This is a genomic window from Porphyromonas pasteri (assembly GCF_014647755.1).
Classification (GTDB): Bacteria; Bacteroidota; Bacteroidia; order Bacteroidales; family Porphyromonadaceae; genus Porphyromonas; species Porphyromonas pasteri.
Map to the genome: position 1 here is coordinate 12,741 of NZ_BMPU01000001.1, position 26,173 is coordinate 38,913.

Annotated in this window: 24 protein-coding genes; 14 read left to right on the top strand and 10 right to left on the bottom strand. The window is 54.5% G+C overall.

Annotation, left to right across the window (positions count from 1 at the left end; translation table 11 throughout):
* Positions 1 to 91: 91 nt before the first annotated feature.
* The 8 genes from IEX77_RS00060 to IEX77_RS00095 all read left to right on the top strand — a co-directional run bounded on the left by IEX77_RS00060 (position 92) and on the right by IEX77_RS00095 (position 8,020).
* On the top strand, positions 92 to 700 hold the full coding sequence (locus tag IEX77_RS00060) for a hypothetical protein (protein WP_188807023.1): 609 nt from the start codon (positions 92 to 94) through the stop codon (positions 698 to 700).
* Between the two features lie 13 nt (positions 701 to 713).
* Positions 714 to 881, top strand: a complete 168-nt coding sequence (locus IEX77_RS00065; protein ID WP_188807025.1) for a hypothetical protein — start codon at positions 714 to 716, stop codon at positions 879 to 881.
* Positions 881 to 2,155: a hypothetical protein gene (locus IEX77_RS00070; RefSeq protein WP_188807027.1), complete on the top strand. Its 1,275-nt coding sequence runs from the start codon at positions 881 to 883 to the stop codon at positions 2,153 to 2,155. Before IEX77_RS00065 ends, IEX77_RS00070 begins: the two co-directional genes overlap by 1 nt.
* A gap of 31 nt (positions 2,156 to 2,186) precedes the next feature.
* Positions 2,187 to 2,426, top strand: coding sequence for a hypothetical protein (locus tag IEX77_RS00075; RefSeq protein ID WP_188807029.1), 240 nt, complete (start codon positions 2,187 to 2,189; stop codon positions 2,424 to 2,426).
* A gap of 67 nt (positions 2,427 to 2,493) precedes the next feature.
* Complete coding sequence (locus IEX77_RS00080; RefSeq protein WP_188807031.1) at positions 2,494 to 2,865, top strand: vWA domain-containing protein; 372 nt, start codon at positions 2,494 to 2,496, stop codon at positions 2,863 to 2,865.
* Positions 2,866 to 3,015: 150 nt separating this feature from the next.
* A complete protein-coding gene (locus tag IEX77_RS00085) occupies positions 3,016 to 3,261 on the top strand; it encodes a hypothetical protein (protein WP_188807033.1) in 246 nt (81 codons plus the stop codon).
* Between the two features lie 797 nt (positions 3,262 to 4,058).
* On the top strand, positions 4,059 to 6,653 hold the full coding sequence (gyrA, locus tag IEX77_RS00090; protein ID WP_188807036.1) for a DNA gyrase subunit A: 2,595 nt from the start codon (positions 4,059 to 4,061) through the stop codon (positions 6,651 to 6,653).
* A 20-nt stretch (positions 6,654 to 6,673) separates the two neighbouring features.
* The gene (locus IEX77_RS00095; RefSeq protein WP_188807039.1) at positions 6,674 to 8,020 is read left to right on the top strand and encodes a tetratricopeptide repeat protein; all 1,347 of its coding nucleotides are present in this window, start codon (positions 6,674 to 6,676) and stop codon (positions 8,018 to 8,020) included.
* A 125-nt stretch (positions 8,021 to 8,145) separates the two neighbouring features.
* Here the strand turns inward: IEX77_RS00095 and IEX77_RS00100 are convergent, their stop codons facing one another.
* From IEX77_RS00100 to IEX77_RS00145, 10 genes are read right to left on the bottom strand one after another with little or no spacing between them, the layout of a single operon-like run.
* A complete protein-coding gene (locus IEX77_RS00100) occupies positions 8,146 to 9,060 on the bottom strand; it encodes a DMT family transporter (protein ID WP_188807040.1) in 915 nt (304 codons plus the stop codon).
* 20 nt (positions 9,061 to 9,080) lie between these two features.
* The gene (gene cbiB, locus IEX77_RS00105) at positions 9,081 to 10,085 is read right to left on the bottom strand and encodes an adenosylcobinamide-phosphate synthase CbiB (RefSeq protein WP_188807042.1); all 1,005 of its coding nucleotides are present in this window, start codon (positions 10,083 to 10,085) and stop codon (positions 9,081 to 9,083) included.
* Between the two features lie 9 nt (positions 10,086 to 10,094).
* Entirely contained in the window at positions 10,095 to 10,454 is a 360-nt protein-coding gene (locus IEX77_RS00110; protein WP_188807044.1) for a DUF488 domain-containing protein, read from the bottom strand.
* Positions 10,455 to 10,466: 12 nt separating this feature from the next.
* Complete coding sequence (gene cbiD, locus IEX77_RS00115) at positions 10,467 to 12,290, bottom strand: cobalt-precorrin-5B (C(1))-methyltransferase CbiD (RefSeq protein ID WP_188807046.1); 1,824 nt, start codon at positions 12,288 to 12,290, stop codon at positions 10,467 to 10,469.
* Positions 12,291 to 12,311: 21 nt separating this feature from the next.
* The gene (gene folK, locus IEX77_RS00120) at positions 12,312 to 12,788 is read right to left on the bottom strand and encodes a 2-amino-4-hydroxy-6-hydroxymethyldihydropteridine diphosphokinase (RefSeq protein ID WP_188807048.1); all 477 of its coding nucleotides are present in this window, start codon (positions 12,786 to 12,788) and stop codon (positions 12,312 to 12,314) included.
* Between the two features lie 17 nt (positions 12,789 to 12,805).
* On the bottom strand, positions 12,806 to 13,867 hold the full coding sequence (queA, locus tag IEX77_RS00125; RefSeq protein ID WP_188807050.1) for a tRNA preQ1(34) S-adenosylmethionine ribosyltransferase-isomerase QueA: 1,062 nt from the start codon (positions 13,865 to 13,867) through the stop codon (positions 12,806 to 12,808).
* A 17-nt stretch (positions 13,868 to 13,884) separates the two neighbouring features.
* Complete coding sequence (gene truB, locus IEX77_RS00130; protein ID WP_188807052.1) at positions 13,885 to 14,616, bottom strand: tRNA pseudouridine(55) synthase TruB; 732 nt, start codon at positions 14,614 to 14,616, stop codon at positions 13,885 to 13,887.
* 3 nt (positions 14,617 to 14,619) lie between these two features.
* Positions 14,620 to 15,453: an undecaprenyl-diphosphatase UppP gene (uppP, locus tag IEX77_RS00135; protein ID WP_188807054.1), complete on the bottom strand. Its 834-nt coding sequence runs from the start codon at positions 15,451 to 15,453 to the stop codon at positions 14,620 to 14,622.
* Positions 15,453 to 15,698, bottom strand: a complete 246-nt coding sequence (locus IEX77_RS00140; protein ID WP_188807057.1) for a DUF3098 domain-containing protein — start codon at positions 15,696 to 15,698, stop codon at positions 15,453 to 15,455. Before IEX77_RS00140 ends, uppP begins: the two co-directional genes overlap by 1 nt.
* A 43-nt stretch (positions 15,699 to 15,741) precedes the next feature.
* A complete protein-coding gene (locus IEX77_RS00145; protein WP_188807059.1) occupies positions 15,742 to 16,620 on the bottom strand; it encodes a cell division protein FtsX in 879 nt (292 codons plus the stop codon).
* A gap of 1,010 nt (positions 16,621 to 17,630) precedes the next feature.
* Here IEX77_RS00145 and IEX77_RS00150 point away from each other — a divergent pair.
* The 6 genes from IEX77_RS00150 (at position 17,631) to IEX77_RS00175 (ending at position 26,172) form a co-directional block, all read left to right on the top strand.
* Entirely contained in the window at positions 17,631 to 19,841 is a 2,211-nt protein-coding gene (locus IEX77_RS00150; protein WP_188807061.1) for a lamin tail domain-containing protein, read from the top strand.
* A gap of 469 nt (positions 19,842 to 20,310) precedes the next feature.
* Positions 20,311 to 21,450, top strand: coding sequence for a carboxynorspermidine decarboxylase (gene nspC, locus IEX77_RS00155; protein WP_188807063.1), 1,140 nt, complete (start codon positions 20,311 to 20,313; stop codon positions 21,448 to 21,450).
* 36 nt (positions 21,451 to 21,486) lie between these two features.
* The gene (ftsY, locus tag IEX77_RS00160) at positions 21,487 to 22,440 is read left to right on the top strand and encodes a signal recognition particle-docking protein FtsY (RefSeq protein WP_009432317.1); all 954 of its coding nucleotides are present in this window, start codon (positions 21,487 to 21,489) and stop codon (positions 22,438 to 22,440) included.
* Positions 22,437 to 23,744: a 30S ribosomal protein S12 methylthiotransferase RimO gene (gene rimO, locus IEX77_RS00165; protein ID WP_188807065.1), complete on the top strand. Its 1,308-nt coding sequence runs from the start codon at positions 22,437 to 22,439 to the stop codon at positions 23,742 to 23,744. The genes ftsY and rimO overlap by 4 nt, the downstream gene beginning before the upstream one ends.
* 3 nt (positions 23,745 to 23,747) lie before the next feature.
* A complete protein-coding gene (locus IEX77_RS00170; RefSeq protein ID WP_188807067.1) occupies positions 23,748 to 25,124 on the top strand; it encodes a LysM peptidoglycan-binding domain-containing protein in 1,377 nt (458 codons plus the stop codon).
* Between the two features lie 55 nt (positions 25,125 to 25,179).
* Positions 25,180 to 26,172 (top strand): AAA family ATPase, encoded by a 993-nt coding sequence (locus tag IEX77_RS00175; protein WP_009432350.1) that lies wholly within the window; start codon positions 25,180 to 25,182, stop codon positions 26,170 to 26,172.
* Position 26,173: the final 1 nt, after the last annotated feature.

Genomic DNA, 26,173 nt, shown 5'->3' on the forward strand with positions numbered 1-26,173 from the left:
ACTCTCCAGATTATCGACTGGATAATCTGGAGAGTTCATAAGGAAAATAGACCGCATCCCCTACGTAACAATAGCTTTAAGCTGGGATTATATGATCAAACTACGATATGTCTTCGGTGGTCTGCTCTGTATAGGGCTTTTGTGGAAGGGCATAGAAGGGTGTTCGGGCTTCTCATCCAGTAGTAGTGTACGTAAGGCACTTAAAGCTGGAGAACTAAGCGAAGCTGTAGAGAAATGCAACGCCTCGACCTCACACGAGGTCTCCTCTGACCTCTTGGATGCACTACTCAAGGTAGGTCAGGTAGACAAAGCGAAAATGCTGCTACAACGCCTCTTCCCCGAGGACGATCACTTTTGGGGCTTCCGTGATAACTATGCGCGTGCCTCATATACCAAGCTCTATAAAGCGCTCATCGCAGCTGGTCGCTATGACGATGCATGGGAATGCCATGAGCTGGATACCAACGACCCTAATGATGCGATGAATGCCAAGCACTACTACACGTTTATGGTGGATGTCGTGACGGCACTCGAGCTACAGGGCAAAGATGAAGAGGCTCAAGAGTTCATCCGCACCCATATCATTTGGTTCTCCAAGAACGTCGACACGATGCCTGCAGACTCAGAGTATCGGCAGGAATATAGCACTGAGCTTGTGCAAGAAAAGCTCCAAGATATAATCAACCATCTAAGCAACTAAGCTTATTCATTGTATGAAGATCCCAGGACTTTCCTTCTCTCTCAAGAGAGCTGTTGGCATCACTTCCGCCAAGCAAAAGATCGCCCGAGCTACGGGTATTCCGACGACCAAGCAGGGACTCGAACGCAAAATCGGTGGGGCGATACTGAATGCCGTCATAGGGCGCAAGCGCAAAAAGTAATGAAGTATGGCTACAGGCCTGCTCTTGGAGCACTATTCTTCTTAGCCCTGGTGGCATGCAAGGGGACGGGTTCTGTGACCACGGAGCGTGATCGCCTCCTCTATGAGGCCGTCGAAGACCAGATCAACGCTTGGGAAGAAAGCACCTCCGAGCAACCAACACAAGCGGCATTGAGCGAACTCCGACAGATTACCTTGGAGTACGACAGCACGAATATCGCTGAAGCAGATCGCCCTAAATTCAAGGCCTTAGAAGAGCGTCTCCAGGGCTTGAAAGCTCGCTATCTCGATGGGGCAGCTCCTGAGGTTCACTCGGGAGGTGCTACCTCTATTGCCTCCGTGAGAGAGCTCCTTCTGACCCAACCGACACGCTACCCTGTCTACCTCTATGCAGGGGATACACTGAGCTTGAAGGCTCAGAGTGAGGAGGTGGTGCAGCTGTCACTGATCAATTATGACAAGCGTCAGACGATGCATCATTGGTCGGGTCGTACGGTAGAGCAAAGCATCATCATCCCACACAAAGCCATCTATCTCGTCGAAGTATCACCGACAGCATCGAGGCAATATACGGGGCTTCAGCTGAGCTATCGCTCGATGCAGCATAGCCATCCTCGTGTAAAGCAGGCGAAGAAAGTAGGTAAGAAAGGGGACTTCCTCGCCAGTAGCGAGGAGTCTCTCAAGACCAAATCAGTATTCGAAGAGCCTCGTAAGATCACTCTGCGTGGGCAACTCAAGGCTGCTTTCTCTGGGCATTATCGCTCCATCATCACGGTAGCCGTTCCCCCCAAGACTCAGGCTCTACTTTACAGCTTGCGTATCTCTTCTAATGAGCGTACTGAGAGCTCGGATGGCACATTCCCCGAACGCCTACAGACTTCCTACAGCAAGCACAAAGTCTTTGGACTCACTCTCTACGAGCGTGAGGGCGGACGTGGACGCAATAGCCTGGTGAACTTAATCCTCGGGGATACACGCCCACCACGAGAAGAAAATGCGTACTGCAACTTCTATGTATTCAAGAGCCGTAGCGATGCCAAGCGTTGGCAGGATGGCACTGCAGGAGGAGCTAACTTCAGCTATGATGTGGACCAATCTCAGCAGGGCACACAGTCGTGCAATGGTCGTCTGATACCTGCCAAGGGACAGAGCAACGTCTATTTAGGATTTGAGAACGAACGCTTCCGCTACGACACGTATATCTGGCTGGAGGTAGTCAGCCTATCCGAAACGACTTCCTACACAACCCCTACTTATAGTATCAATAAACGCTAACAAACAATTCTAATTCAAACGAAACAGCAGTATGAGCAAAGACTACTACCGCAAGCAAATCATCGATCTCCGCGCACGTGTCGCACAGGAGAAAGAGGCTAAGAAACGAGATAACGAGTACTATGCTCGTATGATAAAAAGTGCGAGCTCGCCTTCAAGCAAGGCAACCTATCGCAAGAATAAGATCGATAAGGCAGCCTATCACGACAGGCAGATCGAAAGCCTGAAGAGGAGCATTCTCAGTGCGCAAGCTGCGATGAAGCGCAGTTAGTAAACAGCATCAATCACCAGAAAATAGGACTAAAATGAACCGACTAACTTGATGGCTTAGCCTCGCTGTGTGCCTACTCTTTATCACCAATCAATCAGTCTCGGCACGTACCTTCCGTGATGTCTTCCTCGTAGACGTCAGTGCCTCCATGTCTGGACAAGGTGATAAAAGCAGTGCAAGCGTCTTCGAGCACATGCGCACCGAGCTACGTGATGCCTTCGATACGGCCAAGGATGCACAAGTTGATCTCCTGACCTTCGGAACGAATGTGTTCACGACAAATCGTTTCGAGCTACCCAAGGAACTCCCCTCAATGGATGAGTTTCTCCAAGGCCTTACTCCTCGTACTGGGCGCACGGATATCTATGCCGCATGGGCTGCTGGGGCACCTCTACTTCAGGACAGCACAAGCCGTCTCTTCCTCATTTCAGATGGGTAGCACAACAGCAAGGTTAATTCACTTGATAAACTCGAAGAGCAGATCACAGCCTGGAAGTCAACTCATCCTCACGGAGAAGCCTACCTGGTCTTACTTGATCCCAGCTATGATGGGGAGCGCATTGTCTCGCTCTTCGATGAAGCAGATGGGATGCACATCATTCGCACGCTCAAGGGGATCTATGACGAACCCGAAGTCGCACCAGCACCAGCACCACAGCCTGCACCTACGCCTGCTCCTGAAGTCCAGGAGCGTCCCGAGTGGGTTATTTGGCTTGCCACTTCGCTATTCATAGTAGGGTTAATCTCTCTTCTCCTCTTCTACCTCTGCATTCGTCGCAAAGTAGGGTTAGTCTCTCTCCTCCTCTTCCTCTACAATCGTCGCAAGGAAGCATAACGAAGTAAATCCATGCTGAAAGGGGTGACAGAGCTTACTCTGCCACCCCTTCAATATGCCAACACAATAGATCTATATATGAAGTCCATCAAGGAAATCTAGGACATACTTCTACTGCTGGATGCTGACTACCAGCGCTCGCTCCAGCCCGTGCCCTCAGATGCAGCAGAAGGCTCAGGCTATTGGGAGCAAATCGATATCATCCGTCCACTCTTCAGCGATGCGCAGCCTTTTACTCAAGGATCGATCCTCCTTCGTCTAACCATTTTGGACTCGCTCTATTCGACGAATGGACGCTATGCGCAGTTTGATCTCGAAACAATAGCTCGGGAATTTTACGCCTTCACCTCTGACCGCAAGCTGGCAGATTACTTCCATGGCATAGTAAGCGGCAGCACGAACCCCAAAACGTTCTTCACGAAGAAATACGGACTCAACAAGAACCTTACCGAAGGACCATCCTTTATGTCGTTGGTCTCATATTGGTTACTGCTCCGACCAGTATTGGTCACTGCTCCGACCAGTATTGGTCACTGCTGCGACCTATATAGGTCAGCGCGACGATCTATATAGGTTGACTCACCGACCAATATAGGTTCATACCGCCTACCTATACAGCTTTGCTCATGCTCCTCGATGGGGCTGTTTTTCGCTGAGGGGCGATGAGTAGGTGCATGAGGCTCGGATCCCTTGTGGCGATGCGGGTCATTTGCTCAAAAAGTAGTATCTTAGAGCCTTGGTAGTAGGTGCCTTTTGGCCCGTTACTATCAAGGCTAAACTTACTTTTCAAAATAAGAATGCTGGATCGAGAAGACAGAATTATAGACATCAACATCGAGGATGAGATGAAGACTGCCTACATAGACTACTCTATGTCGGTCATCGTCTCACGTGCTCTACCCGATGTGCGTGATGGCTTCAAGCCCGTCCACCGTCGCGTACTCTATGCGATGAATGAGGATGGGAATACCTATGATAAGCCCACCCGTAAGTGCGCCAGCGCTGTCGGGCAGGTTATGAAGTACTACCACCCACACGGGGACTCCTCTATCTATGGGACGCTTGTACGTCTTGCCCAGCCTTGGAACCTCCGCTATCCTCTCGTCCAGGGGCAGGGGAACTTCGGGTCGATCGACGGGGACTCTCCCGCTGCGATGCGTTACACCGAGTCTCGCCTGAACCGTCTGGCCAGCGAGATGATCCGAGATATTGATAAGGATACGGTAGACTTCCAGAATAACTTCGACGACTCTACTGTCGAGCCCACCGTCCTCCCCGCTCGCTTCCCTAACCTTCTGGTCAATGGGTCAGCTGGTATCGCCGTCGGGATGGCTACGAATATGGCACCGCACAACCTCTCCGAGTCCATCGATGCCTGCGTGGCATACATCGACCACAAGGGGGATATCGATGCCGCTGGGCTGATCAACTATATCAAGGCTCCTGACTTCCCCACAGGCGGGATCATCTACGGCTATGCCGGGGTGCGTGAAGCCTTCGAGACCGGTCGTGGCCGTGTCGTCATCCGCAGCCGCTGCGAGATCGAGGAGCACAATAACCACGAGCGTATCATCGTCACCGAGATCCCCTATCAGGTCAATAAGAGCGAGCTGGTCAAGGCGATCGCAGACCTGATCAACGACAAGAAGATCGACGGGATCTCTGGTATCGCTGACGAATCGAACCGTAAGGGTATCCGTATCGTCATCGACATCAAGCGTGATGCGAACTCAGGCGTAGTGCTGAACAAGCTCTACAAGATGAGTGCACTGCAGAGCTCCTTCAGCATCAATAATATTGCGCTCGTGAAGGGCCGCCCTCAGCTGCTGAACCTTCGTGACCTCATCGAGCTCTTCATCGAGCACCGTCACGATGTCGTCTACCGCCGTACGCAGTTTGAGCTACGCAAGGCTGAGGAGCGTGTCCACATCCTCGAGGGCTTGATCATCGCAGTCGACAATATCGACGAGGTCATCCGCATCATCCGTGCGGCCAGCGAGCCTCAGGAAGCTATCGAGAAGCTTATGGAGCGCTTCTCCCTCTCGCTCATCCAGGCGCGTGCCATCGTGGATATGCGTCTGCGTGCCCTCACCGGTCTGGAGCGTGAGAAGCTGAAGGAAGAGTACGCTGCTCTGATGCAGGAGATCGAGCGCTTGAAGGCTCTCCTCGCTGACAAGGAACTGCGTGCACAGCTCATCCGCGAAGAGCTCCTTGAGATCAAGGAGAAGTATGGTGACGAGCGCCGCAGCGAGATCATCTACACGGCTGAGGAATTCAATCCCGAAGACTTCTACGCTGATGACGATATGGTCATCACGATCTCCCACCACGGTTATATCAAGCGCACTCCGCTCTCCGAATTCCGCTCACAGGCTCGTGGCGGTGTCGGTGCTAAGGGTAGTGATACACGCGACGAAGACTTCATCGAGTACATCTACTCGGCTTCGATGCACGAGACGATGCTGCTCTTCACCCAGATGGGCCGCTGCTATTGGCTCAAGGTCTACGAGATCCCCGAGGGCGCTAAGAACGCTAAGGGCCGTGCCCTGCAGAACCTCCTCAACATCGAGGCAGGCGACCGCGTCAATGCCTTCATCCGCGTGAAGAACCTGACGCGTGATGCTGAGTTCGTGAACTCGCATTACCTCATCTTCTGCACCAAGCGCGGTACGATCAAGAAGACCCTCCTCGAGGCCTACTCTCGTCCTCGTGCCAACGGGGTCATCGCCATCAACCTCGTCGACGATGACCAGCTGGTCGGTGTCGGCCTGACCGATGGTAATAGCGAAGTCCTCATCGCGAACCGCAACGGTCGCGCTGTCCGCTTCAACGAATCTACCGTCCGTGCTATGGGTCGAAATGCCACGGGTGTACGCGGTATGACGCTCGATGCTGACGGCCGTGATGAGGTCATCGGTATGATCACCGTACCTCAGGATACCGAGGAGACCATCCTCGTGATAAGCGAAAAGGGCTATGGTAAGCGTTCTCTTGTAGAGGACTACCGTATCACGAATCGTGGCACGAAGGGTGTCAAGACCCTCAACATCACCGATAAGACGGGTGAGCTCGTAGCTATCCGTCCCGTCACCGATGAGCACGACCTGATGATCATCAATAAGAGTGGTATCACGATCCGTGTCCACGCTCGTGATATCTCCGTCCAGGGTCGTGCTACGCAGGGCGTGCGCATCATCGATCTGAAGAAGCGTGGCGATGAGATCGCTTCCGTCTGCCAGGTCCTCACCGAGGAAGACTCCGACGAGGAGGCTTTTGATGCAGAGTCTCTCCCCGAAAACGAATCCGCAACTCCAATCAGAGAAGAAGAGGGCACCAAGAGCGAGCTCCCACAAGAGCTCATCGACAGAGCCCTCGCCGAAGACAATCAATAACAAGACACACTAACACCTAAATGAAGATGAAGAAATTAGTTTGTGCCATCGCCGTAGGTCTCCTGACCTCCGCTGGAGCTTTCGCTCAGGTTGCTAATGTCAAGTCTGCTGAGAAGATCGCTTCTTCAGACAAGCCAGACCTCGCCGAAGCTCGCCGCCTCATCACCGAAGCTCTCGCTAACGATGAGACCAAGAATGACCCTTATACGTGGTATGTAGCTGGTCTGATCGAAAACAAGGCTTACACCGAAGGCTTCAAGCAGGCTGCTATCGACCAGAACGCTGACCGTACGGCTATGTACACGGCGCTCACCGCCTCTGTGCCTTCTTGGCTCAAGGTCTATGAGCTCGAAAGCCAGCCCAACGATAAGGGTAAGGTCAACCTCAAGTACACGAAGAAGCTCCAGGAAGTCCTGCACAACGACTACCTCCAGCTCTTCAACGGGGGCGCTTGGTTCCTCCAGAGCAACAAGTACGCTGAGGGCGTCGACGCTCTCGAGAAGTTCCTCGACGTGAAGAAGGCTCCTCTCTTCGCTGAAGACAAGGATGTCGCTGCTATCGACTCCAACGCGATGAACGCAGCTTACTATGCTATCGGTGCTGCCAGCTCGCTGAAGGACTATGACCGCGTCATCTCCCTCTACAACCGCTTCGGTTCCTTCGCTCTCAACCCCAAGGATATCCATCAGTGGGTCATCTCTGCTTACTTCGCTAAGCAGGACACTGCAGGTGCTATCCCTGTCCTCATCGAAGCTGTCAAGGCTTCTCCCGAAGAGCCTTACTTCCTCGTGAACCTCGTCACCGCCTACCAGAAGGCCGGTAAGGCCGCTGAGGCTAACAAGGTCCTCGACGATCGTATCGCTGCTAATCCTAACGATGCTACGGCTCTCCTCGTCAAGGGTTCGCTCGCAGAAGAGAAGGATCTCAAGGAAGCTCTCCAGTGGTACTACAAGGCTGCTAAGGCTGATGCCAACAACGCTAATGCTGTAGTCTACCTCGGTGCTGGCCTCTACACGGCTGCTGCTAAGATCTACGAGAACACGAATGTCACGGCTGCTATGGCCAAGACGGCTGATGACCTCCTCCGTGCTGCAGTACCTGCTCTCGAGATCGCTTACAAGACGCGCCCTGACAACATCAAGGCTATGCTCAGCAGCATCTACTATCAGCTCAAGATGAATGACAAGCACGATGCTATCGAAGCTGGAACGCTCAACGTAGATGGTGCTACGCTGCCTGATCTCACGGAGCTCCTCCAGGGTCTTGACCTCACCGTCAATAAGACTGCTCCCGTAGTCGAAGAGCCTGCTGCACAGCCTGCTCAGAAGACCACGACGAAGAAGGCTCCTGCTAAGCGTCGCAAGTAATCCTCCGCGGATTCCTTAGAATATAAAAGTTAGCCCCCACATCCTCCGGTAGGATGTGGGGGCTAACTTTTTGTGCTTACAGGCTCTGCGTCGTAGAGCCTCTCTCGGAGATACCTTGGTGACCCTTAGCCTTTCTGCCTTGAGCGCGAGATGGCGACCAGCCATACCCCGCTGAAGATGAGTGCTACGGCAAGAGCGTGCGTGAGCGTGAAGACTGCTAGCCCAAGCGTGACGCTTACTACGACGGCTACCAGCGGCTGCATATAATTGTACATACTCACGACGGTCGGGCGGAGTGTGCGCTGCCCATTGATCATCAGTAGGTAGCTGACGAAGGTACCGAAGAAGACTACGTAGCCGACCTCCAGGAGGGTGCGCATCGAGAGGGCTGCGACATCTGTCTTCAGGGCTTCGCTCGCCGTGAAGGGGAGTAGAAGGAGGGTAGCCCAGAGGAACATCCACTTATTCACCGTGAAGACGGAGTACTTCTTCGCGAGCTTCCCGAAGATCGTGAGGTAGAGGGCGTAGGACACCTGCCCAGCGACGCAGAGTAGGTCACCGCGTATATCACCCAGCTGGAGCGAGGAGCCCGAGGCTTGCATACTGGTCCAGATGAGTAGGAGCGCACCACAGCAGCCGAGAGCTACACCCAGTGCCTTCTTGCGGGTGATGGGTTCCTTGAGGATCAGTGCCGAGAGGATGAGGGCAAAGATCGGCATCGTCGTAGTCACGATACCAGCATTCACAGGGCTGGTGAGGCTGAGTCCGATGGTGAAGCAGCACTGATTGCACACAAGCCCGAAGACAGCAGCGCCGACGAAGAGGAGCTTATCCCGCTTCGCTACGCGCTCCCGTGGGGCGAAGAGTGAGGCGATCCAGAAGAGGATAGCTCCGCCTAATACTCGGCAGGAGACGAGGGTGATACCGCTGATACCATGTAGGAGAGCATCCTTCCCGAGTGGAGCCATAAGCCCCCAGCACACGGCAGCTCCGAGGAGGCTGAGGTGGGCTGCCAGAGGATGCTGTTTCGTTGTATTCATTAATAGATGACCGTGAGGTCCTAAAGGTACCAGATGATGAGCATGATAAGGAGGAGGCGCAAGAGAAGGGATAGACCGAGGGCCAGCCACTCTGTGCGCTGGGTGATCTGTACGGCACGCTGCAGATCTTCGTCACTTAGCTCGCGCCCGACCTCACCGATATAGGGCTTGTCGATGACTTCGCCGAAGTAGTCGTGAGGCCCACCGAAGCGGCAACCGAGGACGAGTGCCAGTGCTGCCTCGGGGTAACCTGAGTTGGGGCTGAGATGGCGCTTGCCGTGCTGGAAGGTCTTGCGAAGGAGGTCCAGCCGCCCTGCTGCGATGAGCATCAGCACAGCTGTGACACGCGAGGGAATGAGATTGACCAGATCATCGAGCTTGGCGGAGAAGAAGCCATAGGCACGATAGCGCTCATTGAGGTAGCCGACCATCGAGTCCTGCGTATTGATCATCTTATAGGTGAGTATGCCAGGTGTGCCAAAGAAGCTCCAGGAGAGCATGGGGCCTACGACACCATCGCTGAGGTTCTCGGCGAGTGTCTCCAGCGCTGCTGTACGGATCTCTTGCGCAGATAGCGCGCCTGTATCTCTCCCGACGATGCGCCCGACCTGCTTACGCCCAGCTTCCAGCGAGATGGAGAGTGCGGAGAAGACTCCCTTCACCTCCGTGACCAGAGTCTTACCCGAGAGCATATAGAAGATGCAGATCGTAGAGGGTAGCGCAATGCTTAGGAGGAGGAAGTGCCCGAAGTAGAGGTCTCCCAGATAGTAGTTGATCGCAGCACCAAGCAGGAGGAAGGCAAAGGTGAGGAGCGGGAGGAAGAAGGTAAAGCAGACTAAACTCCCGTTGTAGAGGAAGCCTTTGAGTCGGCGTGACGTCCCGTTATTCAGATGCTTTTCTCCGAAGCCAATGAGCCGGCCAAAGAACACGATGGGGTGGCCAAGGCGCATCGGATCTCCCAGTGCCCGATCCAGTAGGAAGCCGAGGAGAAGGGGAAGCGTGAAGATGAGGATGGGGTAGACCATAAAGATCGATTACAGATGCGATAGGAGACTCTCGAGGTAGGCACGCAAGACGAGTGGGTGGCAGTGTGCTTCGTCGTGCGCTGCATAGACGAGAGTGATACGCTCCTCATCCTTGTGACGAGCGAGGAATTCTGCGGGCGCAGTTGAGCCCTCCAGCTCGGTACGATAGTCACGGGCGAACTCCTCCCAGCGGGCTGGATCGTGACCAAACCACTGGCGAAGCTCCGTCGAGGGTGCTAAGTCCTTTGTCCATTCGTCTATCTGGGCTCGCTCTTTACTGAGGCCACGAGGCCAGAGGCGATCAACGAGTACGCGGTAGCCGTCGGTGGCTTCGGCTGGCTCATAGGCCCGCTTGAGTAGTAGTTCCATGGGGATGTCTCTTTATCTTTTATCTAAGAAGTCGTGAGGATAGGTGTAGCGGATATTGCCGTCGTCATCGATGAGAAGCAGAGAAAGCTCGCTCTTGGGGACGAGCTTCGCAGCTGCTTCGTAGCAGGCATCGAGGACGCGGAGCATGAAGCGCTCGAGGTCGTCAGGGGAGAGTCCCGTCCACAGCTCACGAGCCAGCGTCAGACCGTCGATGAGGGTATGAGCGGCTTCGCTACAGCCAGAGTCCGTGGCCATCTGGTGCATGAAGTCCTTGTTCATGACGACCTTACGGCTATGCGTATCGAGGTTGCCCTCGGCGAGCTTGACTGCCTTACCGAGCATGATCCCCATGTAGATCTTGGGGATGGAGAGGAGGGCGAGCTTCTCGAGGGTCTCCCCGATGAAGTTGCCGTACTGCACGAAGGACTGGAAGGGTAGCTCGGGGAAGGCACTCTTGAGGTACTTCTCACTCTTGGCTCCCGAGTTGATGACGATGGTATCTGCTCCGAGCGCTACGGCGACATCGGCTTGGCGAACGATGGAGGCCACGAAGGCTTCTGACGAGAAGGGCTTGACGACGCCCGAGGTGCCGACGACGGAGATCCCGTCTATGATACCGAGACGGGGGTTGAAGGTCTTCGAGGCAAGCTCTCTCCCAGCAGGGATGCTGACGGTGATATCGACGCCTCCAGTAGGGTAGTGACGGCGGACGATCGTCTCCATCATCGCACGTGGTGTCTTATTGATCGCAGGGCCTCCGATCTCCAGTCCCAGCCCAGGGAGCGTGACGACCCCGACGCCTTCACCCTGGAGGAAGCGGATGCCCTCATGCTCCGTGGTGAGGACGACCTCGGAGCAGATCTCGGTGAGGTGCGTGACATCGGGGTCATCGCCCGAGTACTTGCGTGCCATGGCCTTGTAGCCCAGCTCGGTCTTCTCTACGCGCTCTACGGGGAGCTTCACCTCTTCACCCGAGGGAAGGAGGATAGCAGCCTCTGTCAGCACCTCGCCCTCGTGGAGGAGGGCATGCAGGGCGGCGGCTGTCGCTGCAGTCGCGGTGCTTCCTGTGGTGAAGCCCGTCTTCAGCGGGAAGAAGTCAGGGCAAAGGCGCTCGACAGCCTTACGCAGGCCTACGGGACCGTAGACGTACTCGTAGTGCTCGGGGAGTGCAGGACGGGTGATCATGTAGACGGGCACACCAGCGGCGAGGGCTGGAGCGATCTTCTCCTCGAAGAAGCCACTCTCGCCACTCTCCTTCGTGATCACAGCGTCGGGCTGTATTTCGTCGAAGAGCGCCTGATCTTCGCCCTCATGGAAGTAGCGTATATGGCTGAAGGGGAATCCTGCTGCCTCAGCCTTCTCTCTGGAGTCATCTCGATCGAGGATACGGAAGAAGCTCTCATGCTTCTCCCAGAAGGGCTTGAGTGGGGCGATGGTATTCACGCCCGTCAGAGCAAGAAGCCTGCGACAGGGCTGTGCCTCGAGCTTCTTGATCATCTCCTCATAGCTCTCGCATTCGATGACCTTCCCCGTGCGCTCGCTGTACTTGCGCTCGTAGCGGAGGACGGGGATGCCGAGCTCGGCTGTCACCTCTCCGATGGTCTTGTGGAGGACGGCGGCGAAGGGATGGGCGGCGTCGACGACGAGGCGGATATCCTTCTCGCGGATGAAGTCACGCATGACCTCGTGTGTCATGGCGCCCGAGACACGCTCGCCGTGGACGAGGTCTACCTCTTGGAAGGCACCCTTGGTGGAGTAATAGTATTCTTTGCCGGACTCGTCGAGGACGGAGCTGACGATGCGGCCCTCGGTCGTACCTCCGAAGATTAGGATCATAAGTTAGGCTTGGAGTAGTGGTTAGCTTAGGCGACTGCAAAGCTCGGTATAGAGCTCTTCGATGGAGCGGCCTAAGAGGGGATGAATAAACTCTGGAGCGATCTCACAAAGGGGCTCCAGCACGAATAGTCGCTCTGTGAGGAGCGGGTGGGGGAGGGTCAAGCGCTCACTCTCGAGGATGAGATCGTCATAGAAGAGTAGATCGATATCTATGGGGCGATCGTGGTAGTGCCCTGACACGCTCTTGCGCTGACGACCGAGCTGCCGCTCAATCTCTTGGGTGCGGTCGAGTACCTCCAGTGGGGAGAGCGACGTGGTGAGTACGAGCGCGGTATTGAGGAAGGGGTGGAGACTCTCGAAGCCCCACGGCTCCGTCTCGATGAATGTAGCGATGCCACCGACCGGCCCGATGAGGTGGTCGATGGCATCTATGGCTTGATGTAGGAGTGCTTCACGATCACCCTCGTTGCTACCGAGAGAGAGGTACAGCTGAGGCATGAGGCGCTTCCGTCAGATTAGTCGATGATGAGCATAGCGTCACCGTAAGCACCGAAGCGGTACTTCTCCTTGATAGCGATGGAGTAGGCGCGCATGGTCTCTTCGTAGCCCCCGAAGGCTGCGGTCATCATCAGCAGAATGGACTTCGACATGTGGAAGTTCGTCACCAGAGCATTGGGGACGTTGAAGTCGTAGGGGGGGAAGATGAACTTGCTCGTCCAGCCGTCGAAGGCCTTGAGGTGGCGCTGCGTGCCCGATGCCGTCTCCATAGCGCGGAGTACGGAGGTGCCGACGGCGCAGATGTTTTGCCCTGCGGCGCTGGCAGCGTTGACGATGGTGCAGGCTTCTTCTGGGATGATCATCTGCTCGCTCTCCATCTTGTACTTGGTGAGGTCCTCGACGTCGATCTCGCGGTAGTTCCCCAGCCCGTTGTGTACGGTGATGAAGGCCTTACGGATATCCTTGATCTCCATACGCAGGAGGAGCTCACGGCTGAAGTGGAAGCTGGCAGCAGGCCCTACGACAGCGCCTTCGTTCTTCGCGAAGAGTGACTGATAGCGCTGGGCATCTTCACTGTTGGGGCTGCGGTTCATGTACTTGGGCAGTGGCGTCTCACCCATGGCGTGCAGGAGCTCACGGAACTCCTCTTGTGAGCCGTCGAAGAGGAAGCGTAGCGTACGACCACGTGAGGTGGTGTTGTCGATGACTTCGGCTACGAGCTCATCGTTCTTCCCAAAGTAGAGCTTATTGCCGATACGGATCTTACGAGCGGGGTCGACGACGACATCCCAGAGCTTGAAGGCGGGGTTGAGTTCGCGCAGGAGGAAGACCTCGATCTGGGCGCCAGTCTTCTCCTTGTTGCCATACATACGGGCGGGGAAGACCTTCGTATCGTTGAAGACGAAGACGTCATCCTTGCTGAAGTAGTCCAGGATGTCCTTGAAGTGGCGGTGCTCGATCTCACCCGTGGAGCGGTGCAGTACCATCAGGCGTGACTCGTCGCGGAAGGTGGCGGGCTTCTTAGCGATGAGCGTTTCGGGGATCTCGATCTCGAAGTGACTTAGCTTAGTATCCTTCATTGTCTATCTCGTAGGGGCTATGGGTTGGAGGGTTCTGTTTCTTCTGTGGGGAGGGCGACGTACTCACGGAGGAAGGCTTGGATATCCTCGACGCGGTAGCAGTCCTCGATGCGATAGTCTCCGACACGGGTGCGACGGAGGTCGGTGAGGTGGCCACCCGAGCCGAGGGCCGTGCCGATGTCGCGAGCCAGTGCGCGGATGTAGGTGCCCTTGCTGCAGACCACACGGATCTGAATCTGGGGGAGGGCATAGTCGAGCAGCTCGATCTCGTCGATGACGAGGGTCTTAGCCTTGAGCTCGAAGTCCCGTCCCTTGCGGGCTAAGTCGTAGGCACGGCGGCCATCGACCTTGACAGCTGAGAAGGCGGGAGGCACCTGCTCGATGGTGCCGATGAAGCCCTTGAGGACCTCTTCGACGGCCTCGCGAGTGATATGCTCTGTGGGGAAGAAGGCATCAGGCTCCGTCTCCATGTCGAAGGTCGGAGTCGTCTGCCCGAGGCGGATCTCTGCGATATACTCCTTGCGCCCAGCCTGCAGCTCGTCGATACGCTTGGTATGCTTGCCGGTGCAGAGGATCATCACGCCAGTGGCGAGCGGGTCGAGTGTACCAGCGTGCCCTACCTTGAGCTTCTTGATGCCGAGGTAGCGGCAGGCTTCGCAGCGAAACTTATTGACCAGGCTGAAGGAGCTCCATGTCAGAGGCTTGTCGAGGGCAATCGTTGCCCCCGCGATGAGGTCCAGCTTCTCCATCTATTATCCGAGGGAGATGTTGGCCCCGAGGAGCAGTGCGATAGCTATACCGACCGATAGGATGATGCGGTAGTAGCCAAAGGCGCGGAAGCCGTACTTCGTGACGAAGCTGATGAAGAACTTGATCGCCAGCAGTGCCACAAGGAAGGCTACGACATTCCCGATGAGGAGCGTCTGCCAGTTCTCTTCGAAGACACCCATGCCCAGCTCCTTATACAGCTTGTAGCCCTTGAGTAGGGTGGCGCCGAACATCGTGGGGACAGCGAGGAAGAAGGAAAACTCAGCTGCCTGACGACGCGTCAAGCCCTGCTGCATCCCTCCGAAGATCGTAGCCATCGAGCGTGAGACACCAGGTACCATCGCCAGGCACTGGAAGAGCCCGATGATGAAGGCATTCTGTGCCGTCACCTTGCGCTCGGTCTTGCCCGTGAAGATGCGGTCAAAGTAGATCATCAAGATCCCCCCGAGGAAGAGCATCGTGAGCACGATCCAGGTATTGCCGAGGAGGTCATCGATGGTGTCGTTGAAGAGGGCACCGAGGATGGCAGCTGGGATACAGCCGATGATCATCAGACCATAGAGACGCCAGCCACCGAGGCTCGTCGTAGGGTCGGGCTTCAGCCCAAAGATGGGGAAGGGAAGGAAGCGACGGAAGTAGTAGACGACGACCGAGAGGATCGCGCCAAACTGGATCATCACCGTGAAGGCCTTCAGATAAGCCGTACTCTCCATACCGAGGATACCCTCGGTGAGGATCATGTGCCCTGTGGAGGAGACGGGGAGGAACTCCGTGAGCCCCTCGACGAGGGCCAGGATGATGCTTTGTAAGATGGTCATTAGGCTTCCTCCTCCTCTTTCTTCTCTATGGGGCGAGTGGCGGGCTTCACCAGGATGGCGTAGACCATGAGGCAGAAGCCGATGAGGCAGACGATGGGTGCCACGACGATGCGGCGGCTACTGAAGATCTCGGGGCTGAAGGCCGTAGGGTCTTCGCTCTGCCCGCCGGACATCAGGATGAAGCCTACGAGGATGAAGAGCGCAGAGAGCGCCATCAGGAGATAATTCTTCTTGCTGTACAGCATGCTTTATACTATATCGTATAGGGATGATAGGAATCGGGGAGGCTTAGATCAAGTGGATCTTACCCTCTTCCATGTGGATGTAGCGGCGGGTCGCACGCCACGAGGAGACGAAGCTGACGCATACCCCGACTAAGGGGATAGCGATGATGAGCCCGAGTAGGGGCGTGCGGGGGCAGAGGCTGAGGATGCGGTAGCCGAAGGCCTGCTCAGCACCATAGAGGAGTCCGCCAAGGAGGGCGAGTGCCAGCAGCGCACCGATGAAGCCCTCGAGGACAGCACGACGGATGAAGGGACGACCGATGAAGCCCGCCGTAGCACCGATGAGCGAGAGCGTGCGGATACGCATGCGCTGCGAGTAGATGACCAGGCCTGTGGCGGTCGTGATCTGCAGGAAACTCACCAGCAGGTTGATGCCGAGGAAGACCCAGAGGACGAAGCGGATGGTCTGGAGGTTGCTTGACGCGGAGGCCCACTGGCTCTGCTGCTCCTCAAGACCTTCGGCATTCTTTAGCACGGGGTTAGTGGCGATGATCTTCTTGAGGCTATCGGGCTCGGTGTACTCGCTCTTGAGGTAGACCTTAGCCATGGGTTGTAGGGGATTGTAGCCGAGGATCTTCGTGGGGTCTTCGCCGAGGACATCCGTGAGGCTCTTAGCTGCGCTGTCGGCAGTGATGAGCTCGACGGAGCGGACGTAGGGTAGGGCACGAAGCTCGCTGAGCGTCGCCTCAGTGTTGGCTCCTGGCTCATCGGATAGCTCTACGGAGAAGGATATACGTTCGCGTACCTCCTTGCTTAGTCCCTGCTCCAGGACATAGACGAGGCCGAGAGCCCCGAGCATAAAGAGGGTAAAGGTGATGCTTAGGAAGCTGAGGAGCCGTGCGTAGCGCAGGGTCGAGGACTGTTTAGCTTTGGGCGCGCCCATATAATATTATAGGTATGTATTCTCTATCGATGAGCTGTCGGGCGCGCCCTTTACGTATGGGCACACCACGGACAATTTGCATGCAAAGATAGATATTCTCAGCATAAGGCTTCGCCTTGCGGAGGGAAAGCTGTATCCGAGGCGAGATAAACTTGCCTTCTCCCAGAGTAAAAGCCATGAAGCCGTAGTGGAAATCCTTGATCTACGTGCATAGTCCATAGATCTACGTACGTAGTCTATAGGATCTACGTGCAGAGATTTAAGATCCACGTACGTAGATAGATGATACGCTGTACTCCTCTGAGGAAATAGATCGTGAGGTGCGTGAGAATAGCCCTGCCCCTTTAAACTTCCATATACACTCCCTCCCTCCCCACTGCCTCTCTCATGCACATACACACACTCTCTATATATATGCGCCTTGCTCTCCCCTTATTGGGCTGCATGCGGATCCGCAATGAGTGGCGGTGATATCTACTGACCCTATTTCTTGCAAACTCACTCCTCTTGAATGCGCTCGGAGGAAGTGTCCCTCTGTAAGTTTATTTGAAGTGCGATAGTGATGAGAAAAGCAACGAAGAGCCCTGATGGCTATTGTGTTTCCGGAGGTTAGGGTGTGCATAATTGTTAGGGCGCAGTTCCCATTGTAAAAAAAAAGTACTACCTTTGCGGCCTGATATGGGTCGTGCGCTTCTATAGGGGTATCTTCCTTTGGATGAGTTTGATTCGTGTCGAGAAGTAAAGGTGGTGTGCTCTTTTGTGGCTCATTTGTACGATGCCTAGTGCCCCTTTGCTCGTTTTTATTCGTATAGATTAATAACTGGTTTTTTTAAATTCGATGAAGAAAACTTACGAGCCTCCTATTATGGAGGTCTGGATGATTGATCTGCAGAGGTCTGCTGATCTCTTGGTTTCCCTTTCACTCCAGGGGAATGTCTCAGACTTTGAGCCTGGTGATGATGATGACCTAATTGTAGATGATTGGGGTGCATAGCTTAATGAGGAAATTTATGAAGAAACTAAATCTTTGGATTAGCGCAGTCTTTGTGCTATTGACCAGTGTGGCTTGTAGTCACGAATCGGATCTGGGCCAGATCCGACAGGACGAATCTCAAAAGAGTGGAATCAATTTTGAGCTTTCGGGCGTATTAGAGCCAAAGTTTGGCGCTGACTTTAGCGATACGGAGACGTTTAAAGCTCTTGATGTCTATCAAAAGGGAACAGATCATGATGCTCCTCTCTCTTTTTCTATTGACATCGAGAAGTATAAAGATGTGAAGATGCATCTCTTCCTTCGTAAAGTCGGAGGACAAGCGATCACAACAGTGTTTGCCCCCGTTAAGCTTGCAAAGAGCTCTGACGGAGGATATACGATGACGATCCAGGTAAAGAATTTGACTGCTCAAGGAAGTGAAAGTTTCGCTACCGGAGAGTGGTATGTAGCTGGTTTTTGGGGCGGTGGATCCCAAGAAGAGCAGGCTACAGTAGAGAAAGATCGCCTCGCCCATAAGGTGGCGGTTGTGGCACCGATTAGCCCGAATAATATTGGGGATGCCGTCTCTATGGACATTCCTCTTGGGTTCTCTTGGACGCGACTTACTCAAGTCACTGAGAATGGTGCGCTTCGCCTCGAGAACCGTAATCTTAAGATACGTCCAATGGGGGTATTGCTGTCTGTCATCTTGGAAAATCGAACAAAATATACTGCTGACATAGTGGCTCTAGACAAGGAGATGACTGGTGTGTCTTCAGGTGGTCGCTTTGATTTCACGGGAGTGACGGATAACGATCTCCGACAAGGAGAGTTCCCCGCTTTTCGTCCTGCTGTTACGGATAATACGAATAATGAATCCGTAAAGGTTTTACCTGAGAAGCTTCAGATCCCTTCTGGAGCAAAAACCGATAAGCCTCTATACTTGTGGCTGATGCCTACGGCTTCTTCCCAAAGCCAGTCGCAGGGTCCTATGGATGTGACGTTCACTTTTATAAGTTCGGAGCGTACTACCACGGACAGTGATTTGGACCCCAGGGATCAGTTTAGTCAGAATGGTGTTGGACGCTTCAATGACCGCTATGTTATAGATCTATCGTTTAAGAAGAGACCTGAAAATTCTGTCTACTTTATCAAGAAGCTTAAGGTGCAATCATCGTTGATGATTACAGAGTATTTCATCAATCGATATGATGTTAAATCGCCGACTGGTGTGCAGCACTACCTTCGTCATCCTCTATTCTTCGGATTTGTGGAGTTGTACAACCCCAATCTGGATCCGGTCTCATTGGAGAACTATGCACTGGCTCGTATATCTAATCTACGTCGTTATTTCTCGGACGGTAGATTGGGTAAAAACTACTCCTTCATGCATCCGTTTGGTCGTGAAAGATATAATACATGGGAATCAGGCGGTTTCCATGGGGATCCTAAGGGTAGGGCTGACAGAAATGCAGACAATCTAACGTGGTCTAATAGAGCTTTGCTTATTTCCCTCCAGCTGCAGGATGGACAGATTAGTAGCTTCCAGCCTAATAGCTTAGGTTTCAAAAGTAGCTTGGAGAATAATGGGAATGGTATAGTAAAGGAGCTTTATCCTGATCCCACTAATGATAGTCGAACCGAACGAGTGCGCTTCCTTAAGGGAGGGCTTACATCTGGGAAGGCAATGCTTTCTGGGGGTAAGACGATGCTGTTGCTCGGGAATGCTTTCCTTGAATCAGGTGATCCATCGGATATACCATCCTATTGGTATCAAGATCGCTGGGGGAATAGGGGTTATTATACTCCCGAGTATAAACTTGCGACGGCTGACTGGAATAGAATCAAGAATTCCGATGAATGTGAGATAATCGTCGCTTTGGATAACTACACGGATAAGAATGAGTATACTCATAGTAAGGGTGCCGGAGTGATGAACCTGAACTATAGCGATGCTCTCTTCCTCGTGCAGAAGCATTCAAAAGATGGCAGTCGTAGAAGGATTGTGGATGCAACAAGCTCCAATCCGTTTGCTCGAGTTAATAACTGGACTGATTTTGTGCGTTATGTAACTTTGACTACGGATGATCCCAATAACTCAGGTGCTCCACACTTCAGAGTGCGCACTGTAGCTCAGCATATGCCTGAATTCTTAAACTTTTCTTACCAACAGTGGTATGCAGAGAAGTTTACAGGTGCAATCCCAAGTAAAGCTTCTCCTGGGCACCGAAGTGCTAAGGACTTCTAAGGGTTCTCTCTGATATTTGTTATCTCTATCTCTGGTATAGAGCTTAGCTTTATCAGTAAGGAATATAAGGGAGGCGACTTACTCTTAAGTGGGTAAGTCGCCTCCCTATTTATTAATTAGCCATCGGGGCTGTCCCCATCTGAGCTCACTCGCCCATGCCTATGTTGGGATTAAGTAGTCTTGCGATCTCTGTATTGTCTTTTCTTGAGGATGCTGCCATATTCACAACGATTATCGTGTAGAGCATCTCAAGCTAATTCGTAATCTTGCCCTCTGAATTTTCGGCTCGAGTGGAGATACTCTTTTGGGGTAAAGAATGTTGCTACATGGATGTCAATAATTCGATATACTGTAGGGAGTTGCGAGCATTTTTATTAGAAAGTTCAGGGGCTTCGGTGAGCGAAAACAATGATATTCACTATCTTTACACCTTACAGATATTATATACATAGCATAAGTATTGACAACGATGAATAAGACCTCCCTCCCTTCCCCCTGCTACATCCTCGAGGAAGACCTGCTTCGGCGGAACCTTACCCTCATCCGTGACGTAGCTCAGCGAGCGGGTGTGGAGATCATCTTGGCTTTCAAGGCCTATGCGCTCTGGAAGACCTTCCCGATTATCCGCGAGTACGTCCCTCATAGCACGGCAAGCTCTATCTACGAAGCACAGCTGGCCTACGAGGAGATGGGCGCTAAGGCACATACCTTTAGCCCAGCCTACACTCGTGAGGAATTCCCCACCATCCTTCGCTACAGCTCGCACGTGACCTTCAATTCGCTGAGTCAGATCGAGCAGATGCGCCCTCTGATGCCGACCGATGGGAGTGTGTCCTTCGGGCTGCGTGTCAACCCCGAGTACTCGGCGGTGGAGACCGACCTGTATAACCCCTGTGCCCCAGGCTCCCGCTTCGGTGTGCCTGCTGCGGAGCTGACGGAGCTCCCCGAGGGGATCGAGGGCTTCCACTTCCACTCGCTCTGTGAGGGGACTTCGGAGGATCTGGAGAAGACGCTACAGATCATCGAGAAGAATTTCGGGCACTTCCTCCCTCGCCTCAAGTGGCTCAATATGGGTGGTGGCCATCTGATGACCCGTCGTGACTACGATGTCGAGCATCTGGTCAGCGTACTGCGCGCCTTCGGTGAGCGCCACCCCCACCTGCACCTCATCCTCGAGCCAGGTAGTGCCTTTGGCTGGCAGACGGGTTACCTCACCTCCTCGGTGGTGGATGTCGTGGAGCACCATGGGATCCGCACGGCGATCGTCGATGTGTCCTTCACCTGTCATATGCCTGACTGCCTCGAGATGCCCTACAAGCCCGCTATCCGTGGCGCTCGCACGATGGACGAATATCGCCCCGAGGCGCACAGCTACCGTATCGGCGGGAATAGCTGCCTGAGTGGTGACTTCATCGGCTACTGGGAGTTCGACAAGCCCCTCGAGGTCGGTGATGAAGTGATCTTTGAGGATATGCTTCACTACACGACGGTGAAGACGACGATGTTCAACGGTATCTCCCATCCCAGCATCGCCCTGCGTCGCTGTGACGGCACGATCGAGATGCTGCGTGAGTACACGTATCAAGACTATAAGAGCCGCATGGACTAAGTCCGTATGCGGTACTAAGAAACTACATAGAGAATCATGGGACTATTCGGACTCTTCTCTAAGAAGAAAAAAGAGACGCTTGACGAAGGGCTCTCTAAGACTAAGGAGAATGTCTTCTCCAAGCTCGCACGTGCTGTCGCCGGGCGTAGCACCGTCGATGACTCCGTGCTCGATGAGCTGGAGGATGTCCTCGTGACCAGCGACGTCGGCGTAGAGACGACCCTGAAGATCATCCGCCGTATCGAGGAGCGTGTAGCACGTGACAAGTATGTCTCCACCTCGGAGCTTACGGGTATCCTGCGTAGCGAGATCGCTTCGCTCCTCACGGAGAACGGCTCTACTGACGGCGAGAGCTTCGCCCTGCCCGCAGGTAAGAAGCCCTATGTCATCATGGTCGTCGGGGTCAATGGCGTGGGGAAGACCACGACCATCGGTAAGCTCGCCTATCAGTTCAAGCAACAGGGCTACTCGGTGATGCTCGGCGCAGGGGATACCTTCCGTGCTGCCGCTATCGAGCAGCTCGATATCTGGGCTAAGCGCGTCGATGTACCCATCATTCGTCAGCACATGTCGGCTGATCCCGCTTCGGTCGCCTTCGATACGCTGAGTGCCGCAGTGAAGGCCGGTACAGATGTCGTGATCATCGACACCGCAGGCCGTCTGCACAACAAGGTCGGGCTGATGAACGAGCTGACGAAGATCCGTCGCGTGATGCAGAAGGTCGTACCTGATGCTCCTGATGAAGTACTCCTCGTACTCGACGGCTCGACGGGGCAGAACGCCTTCGAGCAGGCCAAGCAGTTCACCGCTGCTACCGAGGTCAATGCGCTGGCGATCACCAAGCTCGATGGCACGGCCAAGGGCGGTGTGGTCATCGGTATCTCTGACCAGTTTAAGATCCCCGTAAAATATATCGGGCTGGGGGAAGGTATAGAAGACCTCCAGCTCTTCAGAAAGAAAGAATTTGTTGACTCCCTATTCGGAGAATGAGAAAGAACCAAGTAGATGTAATTACCCTGGGGTGCTCCAAGAATCTTGTCGACTCTGAGCAGCTCATCCGCCAGTTCCTGGCAAACGGCTATGTCGTGCACCACAACTCCGGTGCCGTCAATGGCGAGATCGTCGTACTCAACACCTGTGGCTTCATCGGTGATGCGCAGGAGGAGTCTATCAATATGATCTTGAAGATGGTCGAGGCCAAGAAGACGGGCCGTATCGGGCAGGTCTATGTCATGGGCTGTCTGACGGAGCGCTTCATGGATGAGCTCAAGGCTGAGATCCCCGAGGTGGACGGCTACTATGGGAAGTTCAACTGGAAGAACCTCCTGACGGACTTAGGTAAGGCTTACCACAATGATCCGCTCGGGGGCAACCGTAGTATCACGACGCCCGCGCACTACGCTTATATGAAGATCTCCGAGGGGTGCAATCGTAGCTGCTCGTACTGCGCTATCCCCATCATCACGGGCAAGCATAAGTCTCGTCCGATGGAGGACCTCGTCACAGAGGCTCAGTCGCTCGTGGCTTCGGGTGTCAAGGAGATCCAGCTCATCGCTCAGGACCTGACCTTCTACGGGCTCGATATCTATAAGAAGAATAGCCTTGCCGAGCTCCTACAGCGTCTCTCCGACGTCGAGGGACTGGAGTGGCTTCGCCTGCACTATGCCTATCCCGCGGACTTCCCCCGTGAGATCCTCTCTGTGATGCGTGAGCGCGAGAATATCTGCAACTACCTCGATATCGCCCTCCAGCATATCAGCGACCCGATGCTCCGTGCTATGCGTCGCCGTGTGACGAAGGCCGAGACCTATGACCTCCTGCGCTATATGCGTGAGGAAGTGCCAGGGATCCACCTGCGTACGACCCTTATGACGGGCCATCCAGGGGAGACAGAGCAGGACTTCGAGGAGCTCCTGCAGTTCGTCCGTGATATCCGCTTCGATCGTATGGGTGCCTTCGTCTACTCGCATGAGATGGGGACCTATGCCCACGAGACCTACGCTGATGATATCCCTCTTGAGGTGAAGCAGGAGCGTATGGACCGCCTGATGTTGACTCAGGAAGAGATCGCAGCAGAGCTGAATGTGGCGAAGATCGGCCGCACCTTCAAGACGCTTATCGACCGCAATGAAGAGGAATACTTCGTCGGTCGTACCGAATATGATTCACCCGAGGTAGATCAAGAGGTCCTGATCTCGAAGCAGGATGCTCCCAACCTTCAGGTGGGAAACTTCTACCCTGTGGAGATCACCTCGGCAGATACCTTTGACCTATACGGCCAGCTGGCCCAGTAAGAGATGCTACAGGAGGAACTTTGGTACGTACGCCTCGCGGAGCTCTCCGCTGTGCAGCTGGAGACTTCGCAGCAGCTCTGGCGCGCCCTCTGCCAGCAGGTAGAGCAGCGCCTCTTGTCGGGGCTGTCGCTGACCTTCCCCGAGATCGGGGAGTGGAAGCTCGAGGAGCATAGAGAGTATGTCGCCCGTACAGCTGACGGTAAGCAGTGGCTCATCCCGCCACGCTTGACGCTTGGGCTACGTCCAGTAGAAGATCGTGGCGTGACCAGCCTCTCTATCGATCTCCTACGTGATGCGCTCTCAGAGGCTACCCACGTCTCGGGCGAACAGGTCGCTACGTGGCTCCGTGCTATCCCCACGCTCTGGCGAGCGCTCTATGATGAGGGCATTCAGATCGTCTGGGCAGGCCTTGGGAGCTTTACGCCGATCACTTCGGAGTCGGGCGAGCGGAGAGGCTATCGCTTCCTCCCATCTGAGGCGCTCTGTGCGGCGCTGAATAAGCCCTTCAGTATGTTTGCACCCGTAGAGGTCGCCCCGTCTTCTTCGAGCCCTGATCTGGAGCTTCGTGAGATCGACCAGCTGGATCAGCTGACGAAGGTCAAGCCTATCGAGGTGCTCTTTGCCTCTCGTGAGCCTATTCAGGAGGAGGTAGCTACACCTCCCGTAGTCGAGGAGGTGGTAGAGCCTGTGGTGACAGAAGAGCCGCAGCAGCCCGAGTCACCAGCAGCTGTCGAGGAAGAAATCCTCCCAGCTCCCGCAGATGAAGTTCCTATCGTAGCGCCTCAGCCCGCTCCTTCTATCGCAGTGACGGCGCCCGTAGAGGAAGATCCCTTCATTGACCAAGAGGCCCATCCCCGCATGCTGGTATGGATATTCGTAGCGCTGGGTATAGCGATGGCTTTCTGTCTCTTCATCTATCTCCTCTCTATACAGCCCGAGCTGGAGATGAAGGATAAGGCTTCCGCTGCGGTGGAGGCTGTACAGCCCAGTCCTACTCCAGCCGTGCCCGCTGTACCTGCACAGACCCTTGACGAGACTGACACTCTACAGACGACTTCTATCGCGACTCAAGAGGGGGCTACCTCATCCGTAGCACCTTCTGAAGCTGTTGTTTCTACCGCCTCGTCACAGGCTGAGACCATCGAGCGTGTGCGCCTCCGTCCAGGGGATCGCCTCTCCCGCTTGGCACTGAAAAAGTATGGGAATAAGGCCTTCTGGGTCTACATCTACGAGGAGAATAGAGCCCAGCTCAAGGACCCCGATAATATCCCTGTAGGAGCGGTCATAACGCTGCCCGCAGCCTCTAAGTATCAGATAAATGCAGGAGATACGAATTCAATCAACCGGGCGTTGGTACTACAGCGCTCTTTACATCGGTAGATGAGGCGTATCGCATAGCATATTTTAGATAGACAGATAAACGTAATAGAACCATATGGAATCCGTAGACATCCGCGCACTCACCGCCGAGATTGAGCGCCGTAGCCACCTTATTGAATCCCTGCGTACAGGTATGCATCAGGCGATCGTGGGGCAGAGCCACCTGATCGACTCGCTGCTCATCGGCCTCCTCTCTGGGGGGCATATCCTCCTCGAAGGGCTCCCAGGGCTGGCCAAGACCTTGGCGATCAAGACGCTCTCGCAGCTTATCAGCGCTGACTACAAGCGTATCCAGTTCACTCCAGACCTCCTGCCTGCTGACGTCGTGGGTACCCTGATGTACAGCCAGAAGCAAGAGGACTTCTCCGTGAAGAAGGGACCTATCTTCTCTAACTTCATCCTCGCGGACGAAATCAACCGTGCCCCAGCTAAGGTGCAGAGCGCCCTGCTTGAGGCCATGCAGGAGCATCAGGTGACCATCGGTGATGAGACCTTCAAGCTCCCCAATCCCTTCCTCGTTATGGCGACGCAGAACCCCATCGAGCAGGAAGGTACTTACCCCCTCCCCGAAGCTCAGGTAGACCGCTTTATGCTCAAGGTCCTGATCTCTTACCCTAAGAAGGAGGAAGAGGCTCAGATCATCCGCCAGCAGATTCGCCCCGAGAGTCAGCAGATCCGCCCCGTCGTCAGTATCGCCGACATCCTGGAGCTGCGTCGTCTGGCAGCTGAGGTCTACATCGATGAGAAGATCGAGCGCTACATCGTGGATATCGTCTTCGCTACGCGTCAGCCCGCTGACTATGGACTGGAGAACTTCAAGTCGTTCATCTCCTTCGGTGCTTCACCCCGTGCTTCGATCAATCTGGCATTGGCTGCCCGCTCCTATGCCCTCATGAAGGGGCGTGGCTATGTCATCCCCGAGGATGTCCGTGCCGTGTGCTATGATGTGCTGCGCCACCGTATCGGACTCTCCTATGAGGCCGAAGCCCAGGATCTCACCTCTGATGAGCTCATCAAGGAGATCCTGAATCGTGTCGAGGTACCTTAGT